The 22,226-nt window shown below is 58.8% G+C and carries 21 protein-coding genes and 1 pseudogene; 9 read left to right on the top strand and 13 right to left on the bottom strand.

Annotated elements, in window-relative coordinates; genetic code table 11:
• Positions 1-45: 45 nt before the first annotated feature.
• Complete coding sequence (gene dctP, locus GC127_RS11430; protein WP_151979722.1) at positions 46-1,026, bottom strand: TRAP transporter substrate-binding protein DctP; 981 nt, start codon at positions 1,024-1,026, stop codon at positions 46-48.
• 143 nt (positions 1,027-1,169) lie between these two features.
• On the opposite strand from dctP, the gene GC127_RS11425 reads away from it, so the two are divergent.
• From GC127_RS11425 to GC127_RS11395, 7 genes are all read left to right on the top strand, one after another.
• A complete protein-coding gene (locus GC127_RS11425; RefSeq protein WP_008281642.1) occupies positions 1,170-1,826 on the top strand; it encodes a GntR family transcriptional regulator in 657 nt (218 codons plus the stop codon).
• Between the two features lie 47 nt (positions 1,827-1,873).
• Complete coding sequence (smpB, locus tag GC127_RS11420) at positions 1,874-2,350, top strand: SsrA-binding protein SmpB (RefSeq protein ID WP_008281641.1); 477 nt, start codon at positions 1,874-1,876, stop codon at positions 2,348-2,350.
• Between the two features lie 16 nt (positions 2,351-2,366).
• Positions 2,367-2,627, top strand: a complete 261-nt coding sequence (locus tag GC127_RS11415; RefSeq protein ID WP_081506888.1) for an SsrA-binding protein — start codon at positions 2,367-2,369, stop codon at positions 2,625-2,627.
• An 80-nt stretch (positions 2,628-2,707) separates the two neighbouring features.
• Positions 2,708-3,559 carry a 3-mercaptopyruvate sulfurtransferase gene (sseA, locus tag GC127_RS11410; RefSeq protein ID WP_151978161.1) on the top strand — a complete coding sequence of 284 codons (852 nt, stop codon included), beginning with the start codon at positions 2,708-2,710 and terminating at the stop codon, positions 3,557-3,559.
• Positions 3,559-4,743, top strand: a complete 1,185-nt coding sequence (locus GC127_RS11405) for an amino acid aminotransferase (RefSeq protein ID WP_151978159.1) — start codon at positions 3,559-3,561, stop codon at positions 4,741-4,743. Before sseA ends, GC127_RS11405 begins: the two co-directional genes overlap by 1 nt.
• 111 nt (positions 4,744-4,854) lie before the next feature.
• A complete protein-coding gene (locus GC127_RS11400) occupies positions 4,855-5,373 on the top strand; it encodes a DUF3280 domain-containing protein (RefSeq protein WP_081506890.1) in 519 nt (172 codons plus the stop codon).
• Position 5,374: 1 nt separating this feature from the next.
• Positions 5,375-6,190, top strand: coding sequence for a quinoprotein dehydrogenase-associated SoxYZ-like carrier (locus GC127_RS11395; RefSeq protein ID WP_081506891.1), 816 nt, complete (start codon positions 5,375-5,377; stop codon positions 6,188-6,190).
• A 68-nt stretch (positions 6,191-6,258) separates the two neighbouring features.
• Here the strand turns inward: GC127_RS11395 and GC127_RS11390 are convergent, their stop codons facing one another.
• From GC127_RS11390 to GC127_RS23120, 5 genes and pseudogenes are all read right to left on the bottom strand, one after another.
• Complete coding sequence (locus tag GC127_RS11390) at positions 6,259-6,807, bottom strand: PQQ-dependent catabolism-associated CXXCW motif protein (RefSeq protein ID WP_151978157.1); 549 nt, start codon at positions 6,805-6,807, stop codon at positions 6,259-6,261.
• Positions 6,804-7,631, bottom strand: a complete 828-nt coding sequence (locus GC127_RS11385) for a substrate-binding domain-containing protein (protein WP_199861236.1) — start codon at positions 7,629-7,631, stop codon at positions 6,804-6,806. Before GC127_RS11385 ends, GC127_RS11390 begins: the two co-directional genes overlap by 4 nt.
• The gene (locus tag GC127_RS11380) at positions 7,615-8,151 is read right to left on the bottom strand and encodes a c-type cytochrome, methanol metabolism-related (RefSeq protein WP_008281633.1); all 537 of its coding nucleotides are present in this window, start codon (positions 8,149-8,151) and stop codon (positions 7,615-7,617) included. The genes GC127_RS11385 and GC127_RS11380 overlap by 17 nt, the downstream gene beginning before the upstream one ends.
• Positions 8,152-8,233: 82 nt before the next feature.
• Positions 8,234-10,036 carry a lanthanide-dependent methanol dehydrogenase XoxF5 gene (xoxF5, locus tag GC127_RS11375; protein WP_008281632.1) on the bottom strand — a complete coding sequence of 601 codons (1,803 nt, stop codon included), beginning with the start codon at positions 10,034-10,036 and terminating at the stop codon, positions 8,234-8,236.
• 115 nt (positions 10,037-10,151) lie between these two features.
• Positions 10,152-10,274: pseudogene (locus tag GC127_RS23120) on the bottom strand (S-(hydroxymethyl)glutathione dehydrogenase); the annotation flags it as partial.
• A gap of 33 nt (positions 10,275-10,307) precedes the next feature.
• Here GC127_RS23120 and GC127_RS11365 point away from each other — a divergent pair.
• The gene (locus tag GC127_RS11365) at positions 10,308-10,463 is read left to right on the top strand and encodes a hypothetical protein (RefSeq protein WP_151978155.1); all 156 of its coding nucleotides are present in this window, start codon (positions 10,308-10,310) and stop codon (positions 10,461-10,463) included.
• A 589-nt stretch (positions 10,464-11,052) separates the two neighbouring features.
• Here the strand turns inward: GC127_RS11365 and GC127_RS11360 are convergent.
• The 3 genes from GC127_RS11360 to GC127_RS11350 form a co-directional block, all read right to left on the bottom strand.
• The gene (locus GC127_RS11360) at positions 11,053-11,805 is read right to left on the bottom strand and encodes a hypothetical protein (RefSeq protein WP_151978153.1); all 753 of its coding nucleotides are present in this window, start codon (positions 11,803-11,805) and stop codon (positions 11,053-11,055) included.
• Positions 11,806-11,849: 44 nt separating this feature from the next.
• Positions 11,850-12,056, bottom strand: a complete 207-nt coding sequence (locus tag GC127_RS11355; RefSeq protein ID WP_254700083.1) for a transposase — start codon at positions 12,054-12,056, stop codon at positions 11,850-11,852.
• Positions 12,057-12,365: 309 nt separating this feature from the next.
• Entirely contained in the window at positions 12,366-15,137 is a 2,772-nt protein-coding gene (locus GC127_RS11350) for a UvrD-helicase domain-containing protein (RefSeq protein ID WP_254700238.1), read from the bottom strand.
• Between the two features lie 361 nt (positions 15,138-15,498).
• Between GC127_RS11350 and GC127_RS11345 the strand changes: the two genes are divergently transcribed.
• Positions 15,499-16,683: an IS5 family transposase gene (locus GC127_RS11345; protein WP_151978149.1), complete on the top strand. Its 1,185-nt coding sequence runs from the start codon at positions 15,499-15,501 to the stop codon at positions 16,681-16,683.
• 147 nt (positions 16,684-16,830) lie between these two features.
• On the opposite strand, the gene GC127_RS11340 is transcribed toward GC127_RS11345, so the two are convergent.
• The 4 genes from GC127_RS11340 to GC127_RS11325 all read right to left on the bottom strand — a co-directional run bounded on the left by GC127_RS11340 (position 16,831) and on the right by GC127_RS11325 (position 22,033).
• Entirely contained in the window at positions 16,831-18,576 is a 1,746-nt protein-coding gene (locus GC127_RS11340; RefSeq protein WP_151978147.1) for a DUF927 domain-containing protein, read from the bottom strand.
• A gap of 166 nt (positions 18,577-18,742) precedes the next feature.
• Positions 18,743-19,501, bottom strand: coding sequence for a hypothetical protein (locus GC127_RS11335; protein ID WP_151992561.1), 759 nt, complete (start codon positions 19,499-19,501; stop codon positions 18,743-18,745).
• A gap of 370 nt (positions 19,502-19,871) precedes the next feature.
• Positions 19,872-20,270, bottom strand: a complete 399-nt coding sequence (locus GC127_RS11330; RefSeq protein WP_151978143.1) for a hypothetical protein — start codon at positions 20,268-20,270, stop codon at positions 19,872-19,874.
• On the bottom strand, positions 20,270-22,033 hold the full coding sequence (locus tag GC127_RS11325; protein WP_151978141.1) for a DUF262 domain-containing protein: 1,764 nt from the start codon (positions 22,031-22,033) through the stop codon (positions 20,270-20,272). Before GC127_RS11325 ends, GC127_RS11330 begins: the two co-directional genes overlap by 1 nt.
• Positions 22,034-22,226: the final 193 nt, after the last annotated feature.

Below are 22,226 nucleotides of genomic sequence, written 5' to 3'. Positions count from 1 at the left end.
AGGAAGTTGGCTGCCGCGCAGATCAGGCGCGGCAGCCTGAGCGGATCACTCGACCGCGAACGCCATATCAAGCAGCGCCTGCCCATCGGCCACGCTGGCAACGAATTCCTTATAGGACGTTTCAGCCGCCAGAGCCCGCCACGCGGCGAAATCCTCTTCGGTCATCGACGCAATCTCGACACCGGCATCCTTGAACACCTGCACCGACGCGGCATCTTCTTTCTTGGCCTCTTCAAGATAGAAGGCTTCGGCCTTTTCCGCCGCCGCCATCAGCGCCGCCTGCTGCTCGGCACTCAGACCGTCAAAGGTGGATTTGTTCATCAAGAGCGGCTGATACATGAACCACAGCGCCACATCCCCCGCAGGCGTGTAGCATTTCACCTGCTCATAGATGCGGAATGACACAAAAGATGAGGACGAGGTGTTGACCGCATCCAGAACGCCGGTTTGCATCGCGTTATAGATCTCGGAAGAGGCCATCGACGCGATCGACGCGCCCGCACCCGCCAGCATCTGCTCGAATGCCTTGCCAGCCGCGCGGGTCTGCATGCCCGCAACATCCTCGGGCTTGGTGATGCACTTGCCCGTGCTCGCAAAGCCGCCAGCCAGATAGCCATGCACCAGAACCATCACGTCATCTTCGGCCATCTTGGCCTCTACGGCCTCCATGAAGGGGCTGTCGGACAGACGCGCGGCGTGATCGTGGTTCTTGACCAGACCCGGCATCAGCGTGAGGTTGTAAGCGGGCTGTTGTCCCCCCGCATAGCTGAGCGGCAGCACGGTCATATCAAGCTGACCCCGGCTCAGCGGCGTATACTGCTCGCGCGCCTTAAAGAGCGACTCAGAGCCAAAGATTTTGATGTCGAGATCGACACCGGCAGCCGCCACTTCATCGGCCACAATCTGTGCAACCTTGTGGCGCACGTCATTGTTCGACCACTGATGCGACAGGCGCAGTTCGGTGGCAAAAGCTGCGCTGCTCAGCAGCATCATCCCGGCAGCCGCCGCCGCCGTGAAAGTCATCATGTTCATATCTTCCTCCCATTCTGCCCGAACGTGTGGCCCGGACCGTGTCGGAGAGTGTTTGGTGTTTTGAATTCAGAGTCAAGATTTTTGTATACAAGAGTTTCCCACTTGCGCACAAACCCTGCCCTCGCTAGGATTTTTTTATGGAGATACGCCGCGCAGACATGATCGCTGACACGTTGGAAGAACTGGTCTTTACCGGCGATTTCAGCGATGGGGATCGGCTGGATGAAATCCGCCTTGCACGTCAATTCAATGTCTCGCGCACCCCGATTCGTGAGGCATTGCAACGGCTTGTCGCCTCAGGCCTTGCAGTGCAAATCCCGCGCAGGGGGGTTTTCATCCGCCAGCCCGGCCTTGTCGAACTGATGGAAATGTTTGAAACCATGGCCGAGATCGAGGGCGTCTGTGGCCGCCTTGCCGCGCATCGCATCTCGGAATCAGCGCTCGCCGATCTTGATACCGCCAATGCCCGCTGCACCGAAGCGATCGCCGCCGACGACGCAGATAGCTACTACCGCGAGAATGAGCGGTTTCATCACATGATCTATCGCCACGCAGGCAACGGGTTTCTAGAACAAGAGGCGCTGCGCCTGCACCGCCGCCTGAAACCGTTTCGCCGGATGCAATTGCGCCTGCGTGGGCGCATGGCGCAATCGATGGCCGAACACGAGGCCGTGGTCACCGCACTGCGCGCCGGAGAGGCTGAGCGCGCCGCCACAGTGCTGCGCGGCCATGTCGCCATTCAGGGCGAGAAATTCCATCTTCTCATGGCCAGCCTGCGCCGCGCGGCGGAATGATTTCGCCCCCGCTGGACAGTGCCCGCGCGCGCCATTAGGTAGGCGGAATGGCCAAGGCAAAGGAAAATCCCAACTACAAGGTAATCGCCGAGAACCGGCGTGCGCGCTACGACTATGCCATCGAGGACGATCTCGAATGCGGCATAATCCTTGGCGGCTCCGAGGTGAAATCGCTGCGCGTCAACAGCGCCAATATCGCCGAGAGCTACGCCATGGTGGAAAACGGCGAGCTTTGGCTGGTCAACTCCTATATCGCCCCCTACGAGCAGGCCAAGACCTTTGGCCATGACGAAAAGCGGCGGCGCAAATTGCTTGTGTCCAAAAAGGAACTGTCCCGCCTCTGGAGCGAGACCCAACGCAAGGGCATGACCCTTGTGCCGCTCGTGCTCTATTTCAACCATCGCGGCATGGCCAAGCTCAAGATCGGTATCGCGAAGGGCAAAAAGAACCACGACAAGCGCGAAACCGAGGCCAAGCGCGACTGGGCCCGGCAAAAACAGCGCCTGCTCAAGGATCACGGCTAGGCCGAGGGGGCGCTGGATGGAATTGCTGATCGCGCTTCTGGCTGGGGCAACGGCGGCAATGATCGCCGCAGGCCTTGGGCTCTCGCCGCGTCTGGGCTGGCTTTTACAGGCGGGCATGGGCGCGATTGGCGGGGCGGCTGGCGCATATCTCCTGAGCCATGCCCCGGCCACGGGCAGTGACACGGCCTATCTGATCCGGCTTGTTGCCGTCACCGCCACCGGCGGCATCGTCACCCTATGGGCACTGCGCGCTATCGCCCGCCTCTTGCGCCGATAACCACACCGGCGCTGCATAGTCTTGCCCTTTTTCCCTTCAGACTGTAGGCAGAAAGCGTTTGAACCGGGGGGCAAATCGCCATGGACGATCCGAAAACGCTTGTTTCCACCGATTGGCTGGCGGCCCATCTCAAGGACCCCGACCTGCGCATTCTTGACGGCACCATGTTCATGGCCGCCGAAGGGCGCAGCGGACGCACGGAATATGAGGCGGCGCATATTCCCGGCGCACGGTTCTTTGACATCGACGACATCAGCGATGCGCGCTCGGAACTCCCGCATATGGCCCCGCCGGTTGAAAAATTCATGTCCAAACTGCGCGCCATGGGCGTGGGTGACGGGCATCAGGTGGTGGTCTATGACGCCAAGGGGCTATTTTCTGCGGCCCGCGTCTGGTGGCTTTTCCGGCTGATGGGTCAGGACAATATCGCCGTTCTGGATGGCGGTTTCCCGAAGTGGCAGGCCGAGGGCCGCGCCATCGAGGACATGCCCCCCATCATCCGCGATCGCCACATGACCGTGCGCCGCCAGAACCAGATGGTCAAGGACGTGACCCAAGTCGCGGCAGCCGCCAAACTCGGGGATTACGAAATCCTTGATGCCCGCTCTGCCGCCCGCTTTCGTGGCGAAGCGCCAGAGCCCCGCGCCGGTCTGCGCGCAGGCCACATCCCCGGCTCCAAGAATGTTCCCTATACGGACCTCTTGAACGCCGACATGACCATGAAAGACGCAGATGCCCTGCGCGCCGTCTTTGCCGCCACCGGGATGGATATGACCAAGCCGGTCATCACCTCCTGCGGCTCTGGCGTAACCGCCGCGATTATCAATCTGGCGCTGGAACGGATCGGCAAGACCGACCATGCGCTTTATGACGGGTCCTGGACCGAATGGGGCGCATTCCCCACCCTGCCCGTCGCCACTGGAGAAGTTTGATGTTTGACGCCTTGAAAGAAAAACCCGCTGACAAGATTCTGGCCCTTGGTCAGGCGTTCCGCGAAGACCCGCGCGAGACCAAGATCGACCTTGGCGTCGGTGTCTACAAAACCCCCGAGGGCGTGACCCCGGTCATGCGCGCGGTCAAGGCTGCGGAAAAACAGCTCTGGGAGGCAGAGACCACCAAGGCCTATACCGCCCTTGCCGGTGATCCGGCCTTTGCCGATGCGATGATCGCGCTCGTTCTGGGCGATGCGGTTGCGCGCGATCAGGTGTCGGCGATTGCGACGCCGGGCGGCACCGGTGCCGTGCGGCAGGCGTTTGATCTGGTCAAGATGGCCAACCCCGGGGGGCGCGTCTTTGTCTCTGATCCGACATGGCCCAACCATCTGAGCATCCTTGCCCATATGGGAATCGAGGTGGTGATGTATCGCTATTTCGACCCCGAAACCGTGGGCGTCGATTTCACCGGCATGATGGCGGATCTGGACGGGTTGCGCGCAGGGGATGTGGTGCTTTTGCACGGCTGCTGCCACAATCCGACGGGTGCCAATCTCAACATGACCGAATGGCGGGCGGTGGTGGATCTGCTCAACGCGCGCGGGGCGCTGCCGATGGTCGACATCGCCTATCAGGGCTTTGGCGACGGGCTTGAGGCGGACGCCGCCGCTGTGCGGTTCGTGGCGGAAAACTGCCCCGAGATGCTGATCGCCGCCAGCTGCTCCAAGAATTTTGGCATCTACCGCGAGCGCACGGGCATTCTGATGGCCGTCGCACAGGACAAGAGCCTGCAAAAAGTCACCCAAGGCAACCTCGCCTATCTCAATCGTCAAAACTATTCCTTCCCGCCCGATCACGGCGCACGGCTGGTGACGATGGTGCTGAGCGATCCCGCCATGCGCGCCGATTGGCAGTCAGAGCTTGAAGACGTGCGCCTTGGCATGCTCAAGCTGCGCGAAACGCTGGCGGCAGAGTTGCAGCGCCTCTCTGGCTCGGACCGGTTTGGCTTTGTCGCGCAGCATCGCGGCATGTTCTCGCGCCTTGGCGCGACCCCCGAACAGGTCGAACGCCTGCGCGCCGAGCACGCGATCTACATGATCGGCGACAGCCGCATCAACATCGCCGGGCTTAACGCCCGCACCGTGCCGATTTTGGCCAAGGCGATGATCGAGGTGGGCGTCTAAAGCGCCCCTCCCATTGGCGTTATCCCCGGGCCTGACCCGGGGATCTCCCGTGTTGTGACCTCCGCCCAAAGTCGCATAGCGCACCGCCCGGACCCGGCATAACATGCCCGCATGACACGGGCGCTTTTCCTCTGGCTTTTGGCCGGATTTCTGTCGGCTTCCGCCGCGACGGCGCAGGGGCTCGTGCCGTTGCGCGATGGCGCCTCTGTGGCCTTTCTCGGGATCACCTTCATCGACACCTCGACCGAGGGCGCATACAACCCGGTGCGCGCCGATGAAACCGCGCGCCTCGCGCTGGTTCAGGACTATGTTCAGACCCGTTTTGCCGAAACCGGCTTTGCAATGCTAGATTTGGACCCGATCACCACCGATCTTGCCACCGTCACCAACCCCGCCGATTGCTACGGCTGCGAAACCCGCCTCGCGGCGCGGCTGGATGCCGATTACGTGCTGGTGGGCGAGGTGCAGAAGGTTTCGAACCTGATCCTGTCGATGAACCTTGTGCTGCGCGCTGTGCCCAGCGGCGAGGTGGTGCGCGCCCGCGCGGTCGACATCCGCTCCAATACTGACGATTCCTGGCTGCGCGGCATGCGCTATATCTTCAAGACCCATATGTTTGTGGAGGGATGACATGACACGTTTGGCCTTGGCCCTTGCGGCTGCGATGCTCTCTGGCCCGGCTCTGGCGCAGTCCACTTGGCCTGACATTCAATCCGCCCTCTATGGCGATGCGCCCCTCGTGGTGCAGAGCGCGCATGTCTCGCTCGACGCGCCGTATCGCGCCACAGACGATGCGCGCACTGTGTTGGGTGGGCACATCGTCGCCCCGCCGGGACAGAAGATCACGACTGTGACGCTGGTGATCGACGAGAACCCCGCCCCCGTGGCCGCCGAATTCCATCTTGCCGCGCCACAGGCCGAATTCGCCTTCAGCCTCACCACCCGCCTCAATGGTCAAACCCCATTGCACCTTGTGGCGCTCACCGATGCGGGCGAGCGGCACATGGCCGAGGCATTCCTTAAAACCTCTGGTCAAGGTGCCTGTGCTGCACCGCCGGGCACCGATCCGGTCGCAGCTTTGGCCAACTTGGGAGAGATGGAATTGGCGTTCTTGCCTGACCTCACAGCCCCCAGCAAGAGTGTGAACACCCGCCTTGCCGCGCTCTCAGGCAAAGTCCACGCGCTTGATGTCGATATCAGCCACCCCAGCCATTCGGGTCTGGCGATGGATCAAATCTCCCTGCTTTTCACGCCCCTGCGCGTGGTGGATGAGCTGGAAATCAACCTCGACAACGCCCCCTATCTGACAATGACCGGTAGCATTTCCCTTTCGGAAAATCCGCGCCTGCGTGTTTCGATTCCGACAGGCACCACGACAGCAAATGTCACCCTGCGGGATACCGACGGCACGACGACCAGCGCCCGCACCAGCCTAGCGGCGTATTGAGGGGGACAGTGTAGGCAGCGCTAGGGGCTGAGCCGCGCGGGGCAACAGCCATCAACGTCGGCTTCGCCCTACGTCCCCGGCTCCCCCGGTCTCGCGTCGATCTTTTCCAGCGGATAGTCTTCAAACGCCCAGCCATCCGTGCCCTCTGGAAACCAGTAAACCTCGGTATATCCCATCTCCAGCGCCCGCTTGGCCACGTTCCAGGACATCCAGCAGTCCTCGAGGCAAAAAAACAGCACAGGATGGCCGCTATCCCCGGCCGTCACCTCTGCCAGACCGTCCCGCAAATACGCCTCTGTCTCGGGGGCAATCCGCTCATACCCGGTGTTGGGCAACCACACCGACCCCGGGATCGATAGCCGAGGCTTGTCGCGCCAGATCGTGCCGGCAGGCAAGTTTACAGGCTTGGGCGCGCGCGGCAGCACATCCACAAACGCCACCTCGCCCCTCTGCCAAAGCACATGCGCAGCCGTGGCATCGACCACCACCGCGCCCTCCAAGGTCTCGGGCACCGGCGCGCGATAGGGCTCTCCCCGGTACTCCTCCGGCTCGGCCACCCCCTGCGCCGCGAGCGGTCCGGCCAGCAGCATCAGCACGGCCAGACCTGCCCGGATCATTGTGAGAGCACCTTGGCCTCTGTGCCCATGTCATTGAGCAGCGGCACGCCTGCGTCATTCAAAATCGCATCAATTTCCGCCTGATTGCGCCGGATCAGCGAATTCAATTCCCGCTTCCACTGATCCTCGCCCAGCCGTACACCCATTGTGATCCGGTAGAACATCTTGGGCGCACCCACCTCGTGCAACAGCGGCACGACCTGCAAATCGGGATGCTCGCGCTTGACCAACGGCCCGCCGATGGGGCCCCAGAGCACGGCTGCGTCAATCTCTCCGGCCTCTAGATCGCGCAACATATCACTCGCAGGCGACTGCACCCGCCGATCCACAAACAGCGGATAGGCCCGCGCCTTGGCCATCAGCCCGTTGCGCGCCATATGCGTGCCCGGCGGGCTGCCCGCAACTATGCCCAGCACCTTACCCTTGAGGCGTGGATCGGCCAGCGTCACCACATCCGACAATTCCCCAGTTTTTGGCAGGATGAGCGTATAGACCGAAGTCATGTAGTGATTGGTGTTCTGCACCAACTCATGCCCCTGCGCGAACCCGATGATCACATCACAGCGCTTTTCGCCCAAGGTCCGGCGCACGAAACCCGTCGCCATCGGAAACCAGCTATATTCAACCGGCCGTTCCAATTCCGCAGCAAGCAGATCTGCAATGCGGTTCTCAAACCCGGTCCCGGCTTCGGTCGACATCGGATCATTGGCCGGATCGGCACAGACCCGAAATGCCGATTGCGAAACCAGCTCTGCCATCTGCGCCCCCGCCACTCCGGGCAAAAGCGCGACAGCCAAACCAAGCGCCTTAGCCCATGCACGCATCTTCTGCCGCCTGTATACCCTCTGATTTCGCCTCTTTCTTGGCCGGACGACCACGCTCGACCACCCCCAAACCGCGGGCCTTGAGGTAGACGTAAATATCATCCAGATAGCACATCACATTGGGGTTGGTGCCAAAGGACGGCATCACCGAATTCTCCGAGGCGTTCACCTTTTGGCGTCCCTCAGCCACAACGCCGTAAAAGTCGTAGTAATCCATCGCCACCGCCGACTCCTTTAGCGCGGGGGCATAGGTCGAGCCCTCACCATCCGGCCCGTGGCAGACATGGCATTCCGCATGATAGCGACGAAACCCTGAAAACGTCTGCCAGTCCACCGTGCCATCCTCGGCCACGTTAAAGGTGGGAATATCATCAGCGGTGAAATACAGCCCGTCCTGTTCGTAAGAGGCGGCAAATTTGGGATCATCGGGCGACGGGGCCTCTTCGCCAAGGACCGGCAGCGCGACAAGCGCCAGACATGCGGTCAGACCAGCGGACAAGAGGCGGCGGGGCGTCAACATTCGTAACTCCTTCTGGGTTCTCAGGTGCGGCGGCGCGACACATTCAGATGCCGCGCCGCCTGTCATTGGGTCAGATCCGCGATCAATCCGGCAGTTTGAACACGGTCAACTGACCACCAAGCGCCGTATAGTCGCTAAGCGCCGCATAGCCGCCCACAGCACCCAGACCGGCATTCGGATCGGTCAGACCCGCCGCAAGGCCAATTCCGGCCCAGCCGCCGATACCCGACAGGATGCCGACATATTGCTTGCCGCCATGCTCATAGGTCATCACGTTGCCGATAATCCCCGACGGCGTCTTGAAGCTGTAAAGCTCATCGCCGCTCGAGGCATCAATCGCCTTGAGATAGCCCTCAAGCGTGCCGTAGAACACCACATCGCCAGCGGTCGCCAAAGCCCCCGACCAGACCGAGAACTGCTCGGGGATCGACCACTTGATCTTGCCCTCGATATTGTCCCAAGCGATGAAATTGCCCATGCCGCCATGGCTGCCCGGTGCGGGATACATCGCCAGCGTCGCGCCCACATAGGGCTGACCGGCGGTATAGCTCACACGGAACGGTTCGTAATCCATGCAGACGTGGTTGGTGGGGATATAGAAAAGACCGGTCTTGGGGCTATAGGCAGACGGCTGCTGATCCTTGGTGCCCAAGGCCGCCGGACAGATGCCGGTCGAGTTCACATCCTCGCCATTCTGCTCGGTGGAGTATTCCGCCACCACAGCCGGACGGCCATAGGTTGGCGAGGCCGGGTCCATATCCACACCCGTGGTCCAATTGACGACCGGGTCAAACTTTTCGGCCACCAGCAATTCGCCGGTCTCGCGATCCAGCGTATAGGCCAGACCGTTGCGATCCGGATGGGTCAAGAGCTTGCGCATTTGCCCGTCAACCTCTTGATCTGTCAGGATCATCTCGTTGACACCGTCATAGTCCCACTCGTCATGCGGGGTCATCTGATAGAGCCACTTGGCCTTGCCATCATCGGGGTCGCGCGCCATGATGGTCATCGACCAGCGGTTGTCGCCGGGCCGCTGCGCCGGGTTCCAGGTCGAGGGGTTGCCGGTGCCGTAATAGAACAGGTCCAACTCCGCATCATAGGAATACCAGCCCCAGGTCGAGCCGCCGCCGATCTTCCACTGATCGCCTTCCCAGGTGTTCGTGCCCGAATCCGGTCCCACCGGCTTGCCCAGATGGGTGGTGTTTTCCGGATCAATCAGCGTGTCGCTGTCTGGCCCCATGGAATAGGCGCGCCAGACCAGTTCGCCGGTGTTCATGTCATAGGCAGTGGTATGACCGCGCACGCCGAATTCCCCACCGGAAATGCCCACGATCACCTTGTCCTTGACCGGCAGCACGGTCGCGGTGTTGGTCTCGCCAATGGACGGATCGCCATTCACTGCTGTCCACTTGACCTCGCCGCTCTTGGCGTCCAGCGCCACAACCGTGGTATCAGCCTGGTGCAGGAAAATCTTGCCATCCGCATAGGCCACGCCCCGGTTGACCGTGTCACAGCACATCACCGGGATCACGTTGGGATCTTGCTTGGGCTCGTATTTCCAGATGATCTTGCCGTTGTTGCTCAGATCCAGCGCATAAACGATGTTGGGAAAGGGCGTGTGGACATACATGATGTCCCCGATCACCAGCGGCGAGCCCTCATGCCCGCGCAGCACGCCGGTGGAAAATGTCCAGGCGACCTGCAATTTGCCAACGTTGTCCTTGTTGATCTGTTCCAACTCGGAATAGCGGGTGTTGGCGTAGTCGCCGGTCTGGATCGCCCATTGCGTTGGATCGTCAATCAGCGCTTGAAGATCGCTGTTGGCCGTGGCCATGCCGGATGCGCCGACAAAGAACGCCGCCGACATCAAGAGTGATTTCTTCATTTTGTCCTCCCTGGATAAAACTTCAGTCGTTTCTGTCATCCCGGCCCGCACCGCCCTCCTCTGCGATGGAACCGGGTCACATTCTTTTGGTCGCGGTCCCTCTTTGGGATCGCACTTAGTAAATCACCACGCTGCGGATGCTTTCGCCGGCGTGCATGAGCTCAAACCCTTTGTTGATATCCTCGAGCGGCATGGTGTGGGTGATCATCGGGTCGATCTCGATCTTGCCCTGCATGTANGGTTCCCCGGTTACGCCGACTTCCTCGAAGCTATGGCCGACCCTAAGCACGAAGAGCACGAGCAGATGCTGGAATGGTATGGGGGAAAGTTCAACCCCGACGAGGCAGAAATCGGCCGTATCCTAGACAACTTCGAGCGCCTCGGGAAAAAGTGGGCTCCCAAGCCGCGCAAACCAAAAGCCGTCTGATCAATAGAGCGCGTCCACGGCCTTCGGCGGATGCTTACGTCTGGATGGCGATTGACGATGCGTAACTCGACGCGAACAACTGTTCGTTCCAGCAGTAGGTTTGCTACAGGTTGCCTTTGGTTTAAGATGACGTCGGCACTTCCAAAAGTTCATGCAAAATGCCGGACACTTACTGCAGGGCAAATGCGCATAATCAACCGGTCGGACAGTCGGGCACGCATTCGATGACCGATGCCAGTCTGCTGGCAGAAACCGCTGGAACATCGGTCAAGCAATTGAAGCGGTTCTATCTCATGTGGATGGGACCCAGCGGCAAGCGAGTGCGGAACATTCAGTTGTCTTGGAGCTTATTGATGCGCCCTTTGCTTGATCACTGTGCTATTTGATGCCGAAACGCAAAACATCGACTCCACAGGTTTGCACAATCGAAACAGCGATGGACGCTGCATCATGCCCTTCGCAGTTTCCAATGAAACCACATAGTGCTTCCGTCACACTGACGCCCGGGCATTGATATGCTGTTCTACCAAACACTCCGAGGGGCTCTCCTCCAAGGTTGCAGTATGAACTCGACTCGACGCAGCGTGTTCTAATCATACCACCCCCCATCTCCGCCCATGTAAAGCCCATCGCCGATGTAAACTGATCCTCCATCCCCACCAAGGGCGTCGTAAAGCATTGCATCGAAACTTGCATCGGCGGCAAGACAGGAAGAAGGTAGGTCGCTGGTTTTTCTATCCCGTGACCCAACTGGATTAAAGAAGCGCGTATATTCTCCTTCGCCACGCTCGAACGCTTCTGCAAACCGAGAAACACCCTCGTAAAGATTGAAAGTCGTTTTGGCGAGATGATGACGAACCAAGCAACCATCTGAAATAGAGCAGTCGACGTAGGAGAACTGAGCTGGAGGGTAGATATAAAGCTCGGGGAGAATTTGAATGTCTACGCCTCGACGCCTTAAATAGATATTCGCAATTTCCTCTCCATTGCAATGCGTGAGGACCACTTTGTGGACGTTGTTTTTGGTTCTTAGTGGGATCCACGCTCTTTTTACTAGGTGGTCTCGAAACGCTTCAAGAGTGGAAAGCCCAATCACTTTGGGCGCTCCTACGGGAATCTTAATGCCCTCCGCCGTGAACTCAGCCTCAGACGCCCTGCAAACTAGCGTTGCACCGCAGTCCCAATCAAGAAATTCCACTCTCGTCACGATTGCAGGCCTAAGAACTCCATCTCGTCGCCGCACAATAACAGTATCCCGTTCCTCGATATCTGTGCGCACACAATCGGTAGGATAGTCTTTCTTTGCGCCAGGGAATTTCACGTAGGCGACAAGGTAGGTCAAAGCATTTCTCCCAAAAGATTACCTCGCTCGACAATATTTGGCTATCACCCGAACAGCGACGTGTGAAGTAACGGATAGCCGTTGCGCCAGGTCGTGCGCTGCTCGGCCCGCTCATGGCGGCCGGCACCGATCACGTCGTCGACATCGCTCTCCATCATCTGCTGCAGGACAGCCTCCGCGAATGAGCGCAGCAAGTCGCCCTGATCATGCTTTTGCAGAAGCTCGGTTAGGTCCATGGTGGTCTTGGTCATCGGGGTCTCCGTGTGGTTCGTGGTTGAAGTCGCCAAACTCCACCTCGACCATACACCTCGATGGCCACCTGAGATTACACCGTTGACGGCGCAGAAATTACACCATGCCCGTGGACGCTACGTTCCGAAGCTTCGCGGTAAGATTGTAGGATTCGGTCAATGGCTGTCATGTGCGCCCCAAGTTTGTTTTCATCAGCTTAGCGGCGAACCACTCAGCCTGCGACCAGTTTATTCTTTGTTTTCCATCTTGCACGGCCTGAACCGCTCACCTTTTTACCCCATTGCCCAAGATGCGGCCTAAGCTGCGCTCTAAGCTGTTTTCCGCAGCTTCGCCTTGCCATCGCAGTCTGGGAAACGGATGCAACCAAGGAATGGTCCATACCGCCCCGATCTCTCAACCAGCCAGCCGTCGTGGCAGGTTGGGCATGCCTGCTGCACCGCCCCACACTCGGAACACGTCTGGTTGCCGTTCTCGGCGTCTCGGATCGGTAAGCCCACACCGCATGCCGGACATGCCGACATCCGATTACCGCAGAGCTTCACATGCTCGCACCGATACCAGCCCGGTCCGTCTTGGACAGGCGTGTATAGCAAGCGCCCCCCGCATTGCATGCAGGTGTGCGTTCTCTCGGAAACGTCTTGCGGGCTGATGACGCCGTAATCCGGATCCTCTGTCAGTTCGGTAACGAAGGCAGAAGGGCGCGCCTCGGAGGCCAGGATCGTGACCGTGCGGCGGGCGCGGGTCATGGCGACATACATGACGCGACGCTCTTCGGCGTTGGCGAAGGGTTCGGCCTCGGGGGAGACCAGGCTCAGAAGCGGATCGTCCACAATCATGGATGGAAATCCCGTGCGGGCGTTGTCGGCACCCAGGATAATCACGTGGTCGGCTTCGAGACCTTTCGAGGCATGGATTGTCTTGAAGTTGATCTTGAGCGACGGGAATTGCCTTCGCAGCCGCCTCAGATCAGGTTCGATGAACCGATAACGTCCAAGAAGGAGGACTGTGGGCGCGCGATCACAGACGGCGTCTTCAGCAATGGAGGCAAGAGCCTGTGCCAGGACCTTGTCGCCGGTTTCGCGCCTCGTCCAAGCGATCCGGATGGCGGGTTGATCGGCTTCCCCTGCTGGCACGACCGTCTTTGTGATCTGTGCCGGGTTCTTCAGGACAAAGCGCCTTGCCGCCAGAGCGATCTTATCAACTGACCGAAAGGTCCGGCCAAGGTCGACTGTCCGGTGGATGCCTGATGTGCGAGCATATTCTCCGCCGAACTCCGTTCCGAAATGCCGCATGATGTGGATGTCGGAGCCAGCGAACCGGTAGATGGATTGCCAGTCATCCCCCACGGCAAAGACCTTGGCATCCGAATGCTGAGCCTTGAGCGCCTTGATCAGGCGAGCGCGCCCGGTTGAAATGTCCTGAAACTCATCCACGAGGATATGTTTGAATGGGCTATCGTAGCGCCCGTTTTCGACATGTCCGGTTGCGCGGAGCACCATGTCCTCGAAATCAATCCGCTCGCCAAGGCGTCTTTGGTATTCACGGAAAACGGCTTCGAAGATCTTGAGGAAAGCCTCCGCGCGCTTGCCAAGCTTCAGGGTCGTAGCCTTCTTCGCGCAGTCGTCGATCTGGTATCCGCCATTCTTGAAGTGGCGCAGGAACGTGCCGACCAGAGACGAAAAGCTGTCGACCATGCCGACCTGTGTGACCTGGTCATAGATCTCGATGTCGGGGATTGGCCGTGGGGTGATGTGTGGTTCGAGCTTCTGGGCCAAGGCATCGAGCAGCCGCCCTTCCTCGCGCTCCCAGCTGTAGGTTTCGATCAGGACGGTCTCATGCTCTGCGTGGACCTGCCGCTTCCAATCCATGCCAGCCAGATATTCCTCGCGATCGACGAAAGGTGCTGTGGTCAGCTCCTCGGTGCCATCAGACCGCCGCTTCTTTCGAACGCCGAAATGCTCAAGATAGACTCCGCTTTCGGTCAGGCGAAAATCTGGTGTGTAGGCCCGCCGCCCGGTGCCCGTGAGCTTGTGCTCATAGATGGGTTCATACTCGTAGGCGATACCGTTCCTGTAGAGCCAATTGGCGATCAGCAGCTCCTCAAAACTGTTGACCGTCTCGCCTTGCAGGGTTCTCAGATTGCGGCTTTCGACCTCGGAATACCAAGCGTGGGCGGACTGATAGTCCCAAGGCGATGGGAAATCATCGAAGAAGCCCGCGAACCAGCTGATCACTGTCTCGGCCACCTCGGCAAGCCCGGCGACGATATCCCGCAGGATGTCGCGGATCAGCGACAGGAAGGCTTTGTCGTCCGTCGCGGTCGGTGCAAGCGCAGGCTTTTCCCCTTCGACCACGCCGATGATCTCGTAGGCCAGCGCATGAAATGTTCGCGCGGCAATCGGCACGCCGCAGCGTGCTTCGATGCGCTCCGACATTTCGGTGGCTGCATCCTTGGCAAAGGCAAGGAGCAGCAGTTCTTCCGGTGCCCGGATGCCGGCCTTGAGCAGGTAGGCAGTCTTTGCAGTGATCACGCTGGTCTTGCCAGATCCCGCGCCGGCCAGAACGAGGGTCGCGTCCTCATCGACCACAACGGATAGCCGCTGCTCCGGGGTCAGCGCCATGGATTCCACGGTATCGAAGAAGTCCTTCCACTGGTGGAGTTGATGATCGACGAAACGAGAGATCGCGATGTCGCGGGTTTTCGTTGGTTCGGCGGCGAAGGTGATGATCGGTGCCACACGGCTGATGGTATCATCTCCAACGGCGGCCGGGTTGAGCTTCGATAACACGCGATCGGTCAACTCGGCCGCTTGTCGTGCCAGCGGGTTCATGTGGCAGGCGGATGGATATGCCTTTGGCGTTTCCAAGGATTCCAGAGCCTGAAGGAGCCCACGGATGCTGTCTTCTTCCTTGCCAAGTTGCTCAAGATTGTATCTCGACCAAGCTTTCTCGACTGATGTGGAAAAGGCTTGCGCCTCCGACGCTCTGACGGCCGGGAGGAGCACCTTCGAGCCACCGCCCAAGTTCAAAGTCAGGACTGAAGAAAGAAATCCGTCTTTCGTCGATGGCGCCAAAACCATGTCTTGGAAGTCTATCCTGCCCTTTGCACCCCCTTGGGCAACAATACATCCGTCTCGCAAGCTGAGCGCGCGGGGATGCCTCCGAAATGGATCCGTCAGGAAGGCAAGGAGAGGGCGGGCGACGATTTCCATTTATACCGATTGTCTTGTGATTTCCGAGGTATAGCAGATATCCTGTGAGTGAGAAGCTTGTTTGCTTTAAGGTGGAATTACAAGAACACTTGCGTAAGGCCCACGCAAAAACGAGTCAACGCCAAGTCAACGTTGTGCAAGTCCCCCTAACAGGCTGCTGAAATAGTCCTGCCTCGACAACGATTTGAGAACATGATTCACCCTTTGCACGATAATGTCGTGGGTGAAGATGCGCGGGACGGACGAGACGAGCGGGTCACTGTTCAGCTATGTTGATCTTGAGGAGCGCATCCCGGAGCGACACCCGCTACGCAAGATCAGGCAGGTGGTCAATGACGCGCTTGCCAGCCTCGATGCCGAGTTCGAGGCGCTTTACACAGATTTCGGCCGACCCTCGATCCCGCCGGAACGGCTGATCCGGGCGAGCCTGTTGCAAATCCTGTTTTCGGTCCGGTCCGAGCGGCAACTGATGGAGCAGATGGATTACAACCTGATGTTTCGCTGGTTTGTGGGGCTGGGCATTGACGACCCCGTCTGGGTTCCCACGGTGTTCACCAAGAACCGCGACCGGCTGCTGAGCACTGAGATGTCGCGCAAGGTGATGGCGGCGATCCTTGCGCATCGTGAGGTCGCGCCGCTCTTGTCAGATGAGCACTTCTCGGTTGATGGCACGCTGGTGAAAGCCTGGGCGTCGATGAAGAGCTTTCAGCCCGAGGCCGATGCTGCCCCGCCTGACGATAAAGGGCCGGGCGATCCGCCCGCCTCCGATACCACACCCGACACCGCAGCTTCCGAGACCCCAGCCGAGACCGACCCGATGCCCCGCAACACCAAAGCCCACCGCAATGCCGAGGTCGATTTCAAGGGCGAGAAGCGCTCGAACGCCACCCATGCGTCCAAGACTGATCCTGATGCGCGGCTTTACAAGAAGTCCCCCGGCACCGGGGCGATGCTGTGTTTCATGGGGCATGCGCTGATGGAAAACCGCAACGGTCTCATCGTGCAGGGCGACCTGACCCAGGCCGACGGCCATGCCGAACGCAAGGCCGCGCTGGACATGGTCCACCGCCATTCACCCGGATCGACCCGGCGGCTGACTCTGGGTGCGGACAAGGGCTATGACGCGGGAGAGTTCGTGCGCGACCTGCGACAGGCCTGTGTTACCCCGGATGTCGCACAGAAATCGCGATATTCAGCAATCGATGGCCGAACCACCCGGCATGAGGGATATGCCCTGTCCCAAAAGCACCGGAAGAAGATCGAAGAGGCATTTGGCTGGGCGAAAACCGTCGGCGGCATGGCCCAGACCATGTATCGCGGTGTCGAGCGCGTCAGATCACGGTTCATCCTGACAATGGCCGCCAATAACCTCGCCAGATTGACTAGAACAACTGTTCCTTATTGCGGCGCATGACCATAGATGTGTCATCGCAACCGAGCCGGCCATCGCATTGACGTGCTCTGTGCGCTCCGGGCATTCACCACAGATGTTTCATCCTCTTCAGCGTGTCGGACAGTCGGACAGGGGATTTTGTCCGCCTGCCCGACTGCCCGACCTGCCCTATCCAGAGATGGAAAGCGTCTTGGCGATCGAAGCCATATCGATGATGCTCGCTCTTACCTTGTAGGCACGCGGACGCCCAGGCACCCAGCCGGGTGACTTGCTCTGTATGTTCTTTCCATCACCGTGCACAAAGAAGCCCGCAATTGCCAAGCGCTTTGCCTCCTCGGTCGGGCTCAGCCCTGCATGCAAGGCGCTCCAAGTGTCGCCGAGGATGTAGAACCAGTCGTCATCACGATATCCAGCGAGGTTGGTTACCGGCGGCTGTCCGGCACGCTGGAAATGGGTGTCACCATGCGCCACGAGATATTCACGCGTTCTCTCCACGGCCGCATCGACCTGCAATTTCTCCGGCCTGTCCTGTGCTTCGAGCCATTTCTTCGCCAACTCGAAGGCAGCTCTGTGTGCCTCGCCCTTTTGCCAGCCCGTCAGGCCGAAGACTGTGGCAAGGTGGCCGGCTACCCCGATCAACGCGAAATGGCCAAGAACCCGTGAGGCGAATCTATCACTCGGCAAATCCAGTTCCGACTTCCATCTGGAAATAATATTTTGGAGAGCGCGCGTGGCTTTCTCGCGAAGCCCTGGGGTCTTGATCAGCCGCTCAACAAAGGCCTGTCCTGCCACTCCGAAACAAGACGCTGAAGCATCCTCCACGGATTTTGCAAAAATTTCGCTTTTAGTCTCGCCATGCAGGTTGTCGAATGCCCCGAAAAGCCGCGCATCGGCTATGATGTTGATCAGGCGCACGTTCTGCCCTGCCATCGGGGTTTTTCCGCTCTCCCCCATTTTTTTCGCCAAGGAGATTTCGCCAGTAGACAGGAACGTCAACGACCACCGATGAGCACGAATGGAGTCACCTGTCGCCGTCGCACGCCCCTTACCCTCGCCGTTGCCCAGCATATAGACCGCATCGCCGACTTCACGCCCGGACACCGCGGCGAGTTCATCCAAGACGAGCAGTGAGCCATTGCAAGTCGCAGCGGTGCCCTCCAGAGCGTTTGCGGTCGTGCGCCAACTGTGCATGAAGTTCGGGCTGCCCCAGACGGATACAGCAGCCTTTGCGGTCGTTGTCTTGCCATTGCCAGGATCTCCGCAAAGATGCAGACCAAAAGATTCCCGACCGAGAAACCCGACGAGCGGACCGGCAAAGGCGAGAGAAACTGCGACAAGCATGACCGGGTTCCCGGAGCAGCGCTGCGCAACGGCGGCGCGCCAATCCTCCAAGGTGCCACTCGAACGCATCTCCGTCGCCCGGCTCGACGCGGCATCATTGAGAAACACCATCTCCTCATCACCCAACACGCGCTTGTTACCCAAGACAAAATTTGCGCACGAGCTGTCGGTCCAGCCAAGCCGGTCTGTCGTGTAATAGCGGCGCGCGGGCTTCCAGTTCATCAGCAACTCAACCAATGACTCGCGTGCAGCTTTGCCGCCCGCCAATCTGAAGCCGCGACAGCGCAGATCTTTCAGAACCTTGCTGAACGAACCTCCGAGGTTTTCTTCGAGAACATGCAGCTCGTGGACTATGCCATCGGCATCTACCAGCTCGATCCAACTACACCAATGTTCATTGTTTTTGTTCCGACCGAGAGCCTTGACAGCGATCGGCGAACACAGCCAATCGAGCGTGACCTCGTCATCCTTACCGACCCGCTCGATGTAAATGCCATCAAGTCTCGCAACAAAGCCAGGCGGCGGGATATGTGAGATGATGGGGTCCATGTCCTTCGAGAAATTTCCATCCATGATGTGCTCCTATTTATCACGGCTTCTTGGTTCGACGGCGCAGGGTGCGCCGGCATGATTTCTTCATTGCCAGAAGCTGCAAAGGCATCTGACAGTTGAGGCGCACCCGCCGCCTCGGATTTTTATTGGGAGTATGAGCGCCCCGGTTGTGCCGTTGCGCCGAAGTTCACAAGACCTTCACGCGCCACGTCTGAAACGTGCGCCGAACATTCTTCTGCAACTCCTCCTGCAGCCTTGCAATTTCAGCGGCATCCTGAAGCGCCATACTGCGTTGCTCCGGGTCGGACAGGTCGGCCTGTTCAAGTTCTTGACGACGTTTCTGCAACTCACCCTGCTTGTAACTGTTGATGATCCCAGACAGCTCCATCGCCGCGTCGAGCAGCAGGTCCATCATGACCTCGGCGCGCCCGATCGATTTCTCGGAGGACTTGAAGGTTTCGATACGCTGTTCTTCGTCGTCGAAACAATCTTCACCGGCAACATCGGCGGGCCCACGATCATCCTCGAAAAACGGAGGCTCAAAACCCATGAGATCGAAGCAGAGCTGGACCGAAGTCCAGTTGCCGTCCTCAGACAGATATTCAAAGAATGGCACCTTTAAATATGGATAGGTCGCATCCATCTGCCGCGCCAATTCCCGGCGCTCATTCTCAAGCTGCTTTTGCTTGCGTTCTCTGGCCGACATAGCCATCTGATTCTCCATCTTTATGTGATCGTGATTGTGTATGTGAAAATAATATTCACAATCACAGATGATGTCAAATGGATTTAGTAGCTGCGGATAAAAGGATGCTGCCATTCCCGCCAGGCGGAACTTTTTCTTATGCTGAATGAGTTTCTCCGTTTCGTAGCCACACATGTTGCCCGCGCCTGTTGCAGCAGGCGCCTCTCGGGGCATGGAGCGAAAGGCGCTACTGTGCGCCACTCTCCATGCACAACGCGACTAGTGGCACATTGACATAGTAGCTGCTTCGGCCCGACTGATGCTTCTCTTCGAAGCGAGCATCAGCGCCTTCGAGACGGCAGCCGTTTCCAACTCCACCGGCGGCGGAACCACGGGTGTTGTCCAGATCGGCGTTAACATGATGACCAGCATGTGTTAAGGAAATGCAACTTCGATAACATGTCTCGGCGCTTATGTGAAAAACGCCGATCAAATTAACGGATACGCCTAAGGCTGGCTAGGACGCTCGCCGAGCACACTGAGATCCAGACTATGAACGCAGATCTGCGCACAACCCGCGCTCAGGCTTTTTCCAGTTACGCCAGTGAGTTACACCGAATGGGTGCCAAGATCATTCCGCCAGATGGCCCAGGATCCTATCGAGCTCGGCGAGCGCAGTGATGCTGAAGCAAATCAGGTCAGCATGTCCCAGCTCCCGCATGGGTTTCAAGCCCGAGTGCCGCCCGTAGATGGGCTTTCCGTTTGCGCCTTTGTTCGCATAGAGCATGGATGCCGGGGAGGACTGAAACTGCAGCCCAGGCTCCACCAACAACCCCACGGCACGGCGATGCGCCACCCAAAGGTTGGCGGGAGTTTTCGGACCTTTCTCGAACATCAGTTCTGTCACATCGCCCTTGTGCCCACGCAGCAGGTAGCGCGCCACCAATGTGCCTTGATGGCCGGCTGGATGCTCGGACGCACGTGCATCCAGAAGCTCAAGGCACTGCAGTTTCAGTTCATTTCGATCCATCACGCAACAACCTTGCCTGTCAGTGCCATCAGGCGCTGGCGGATTAGTCTCTCTCGTTCACGCACGAACTCAGGCAACATTGCTTCGGTCCAGAGATCGGGCGTATGTGCGATCAGGTGTTTCGCCTTATAGCTATCACTCCGCCCGGTGATCCAAGATTCAAACGGAATGTCCGACTTTTCCACGTTCTCTTGGCCAGGCAAGAGTTGCAGGTTTCCGAGCCTGTTAACCGAAGCCGTGATCTCATGTATGCGATGTTCGGGCAGGTTCGCCGCCATGAGAACACGGCGCTCGGCTCTGCTGCGAGGAATGATGTGATCGACATGATGCGCGGTCCCGCTCCAGTCGAGATCGTCATAGATCAGTGAGAGGGCCAAGAAGGTGCGTGGCTTGTTGTAAGTCAGATCGAGCAGGTCCTCGACGGCCCGCTCGTCCAAACGTGCCAACCGACCGCCGATGGCGAGCGCATGATAGAGCTGGGCTTCGGGAAATTCCCGGCTGAGCTGGCGTGCCTCTTTCAGGGTCCGACGGGCAGCCGAAATCGTCCTGTCTGAGTTACCAGCAAAAACACCCATCAGAAGGCTGTTGATCAGCCAACGCTGGATTGCGCGCGCATTCTGACGGTCGAATTCTGATGTGCCGCGCAGAGTGACCCCGGGCGCGTGATAGAGAAACCAAGCAATGGGCAAGACAGCATTCAAAGAACTCAGGTTGTCCGCATTGATGCCCAGCCCGTTGAGATAGCGAAAGGTTCGCTCTAGGGCGTCGCGAATATCCGGCCAGTTCCGCTCGATTTCTGCGATAGAGTGCTGCGTGAAATTCGAGACGTTGTATTTGACATCGAAACCACAGAGCACGAGGCAGCATTTGAGAATGAAGTCCTTCGAGATCTTGTTGGGTTGCGGCAATTCTTTGTTGATGTAGTCGACGAAATCGAACACGGCCTCACGCGCCGATCCGTTTTCCCATTTCGAGGTGATCAGCGACATGAGCAAATCGGATTTTGACAGCTTCGTGCCGCCATCATTCGCGCGCACGAAAATGTCGAGCACGCGGTCCACCGAGGCGCTGGTTTCCGTGTAATAGTTGATGACTGCGTCCGCCCAGATCACTTCGTGCAGGCGCCGTAGTGTCGTGCTGATCAAGTCGCGCTCGTAGGGGGTCACACCGTGATGCACACGCGCGAGCGTTGCCTCGATCAGCACCTCCAGTTTCTCGGGCGTGCGGTGATTGAGGATATCGCCGACCCGGAACCATTGATGCCGGTGATCGTTGCGCGGTGCCACCGCGTGAAACCGCAACCCATAGCTCACGCCATGCTCGACGTCCTCGTCCTCATTTTCCGAAGCTGGATCCGTGAGCAGATCGATATAGAGTGTTTTCTCCGACCAAGCGTCCACGCTCGAACTGCGCTTGTGCTTGGCCTTTTCGGCAAAGCTGCCACGCAGCGCTATCAGGAGTGAGGTGATGCGCTGTTGGCCGTCAAGCACCAAGGTCACATCCCGACCGTTGACCGAAGCCGGAAGGTTTTGCAGGCCCGGCTTCCAATTCTCGATGAAATTGTAGATCCTTAGCTCGCGCTTCAAATCCTCATCTACAGCCCAGAACATCAGCGAGCTGATTGGGTAGCCCTTTAAGAGCGAGTCGATCAGGGTGATGACCTGATCTGAGTTCCAGACAAAGGGCCGCTGGATGGCAGGCAGAAAATACCGGCTGTTCACATCCGCGAGAAGGTCGCCGATCGTGATGGTCGTGTAACTCATTCAGACACCTGGATTTAGGGCCGACAGAGACCGAACGACGGGATATGTCGCGGCTGCCTGGCGGCGATTATGAAACTGGGAGGGCGTCACGCAAGGACGCTCATTGGGAGATCTGCTCGCGCGCCATGGTTCTTTATAAAGGTCATTTGCTCTGGAATTTTGGGGCGGCTCAGATGGTCTTTGCCGCAACTAG

This window comes from Roseovarius sp. EC-HK134, assembly GCF_902498815.1.
Classification (GTDB): Bacteria; Pseudomonadota; Alphaproteobacteria; order Rhodobacterales; family Rhodobacteraceae; genus Roseovarius; species Roseovarius mucosus_A.
The sequence above is the reverse complement of the archived record's forward strand: the minus strand, read 5'-3'. Positions and strand labels throughout refer to the sequence as shown.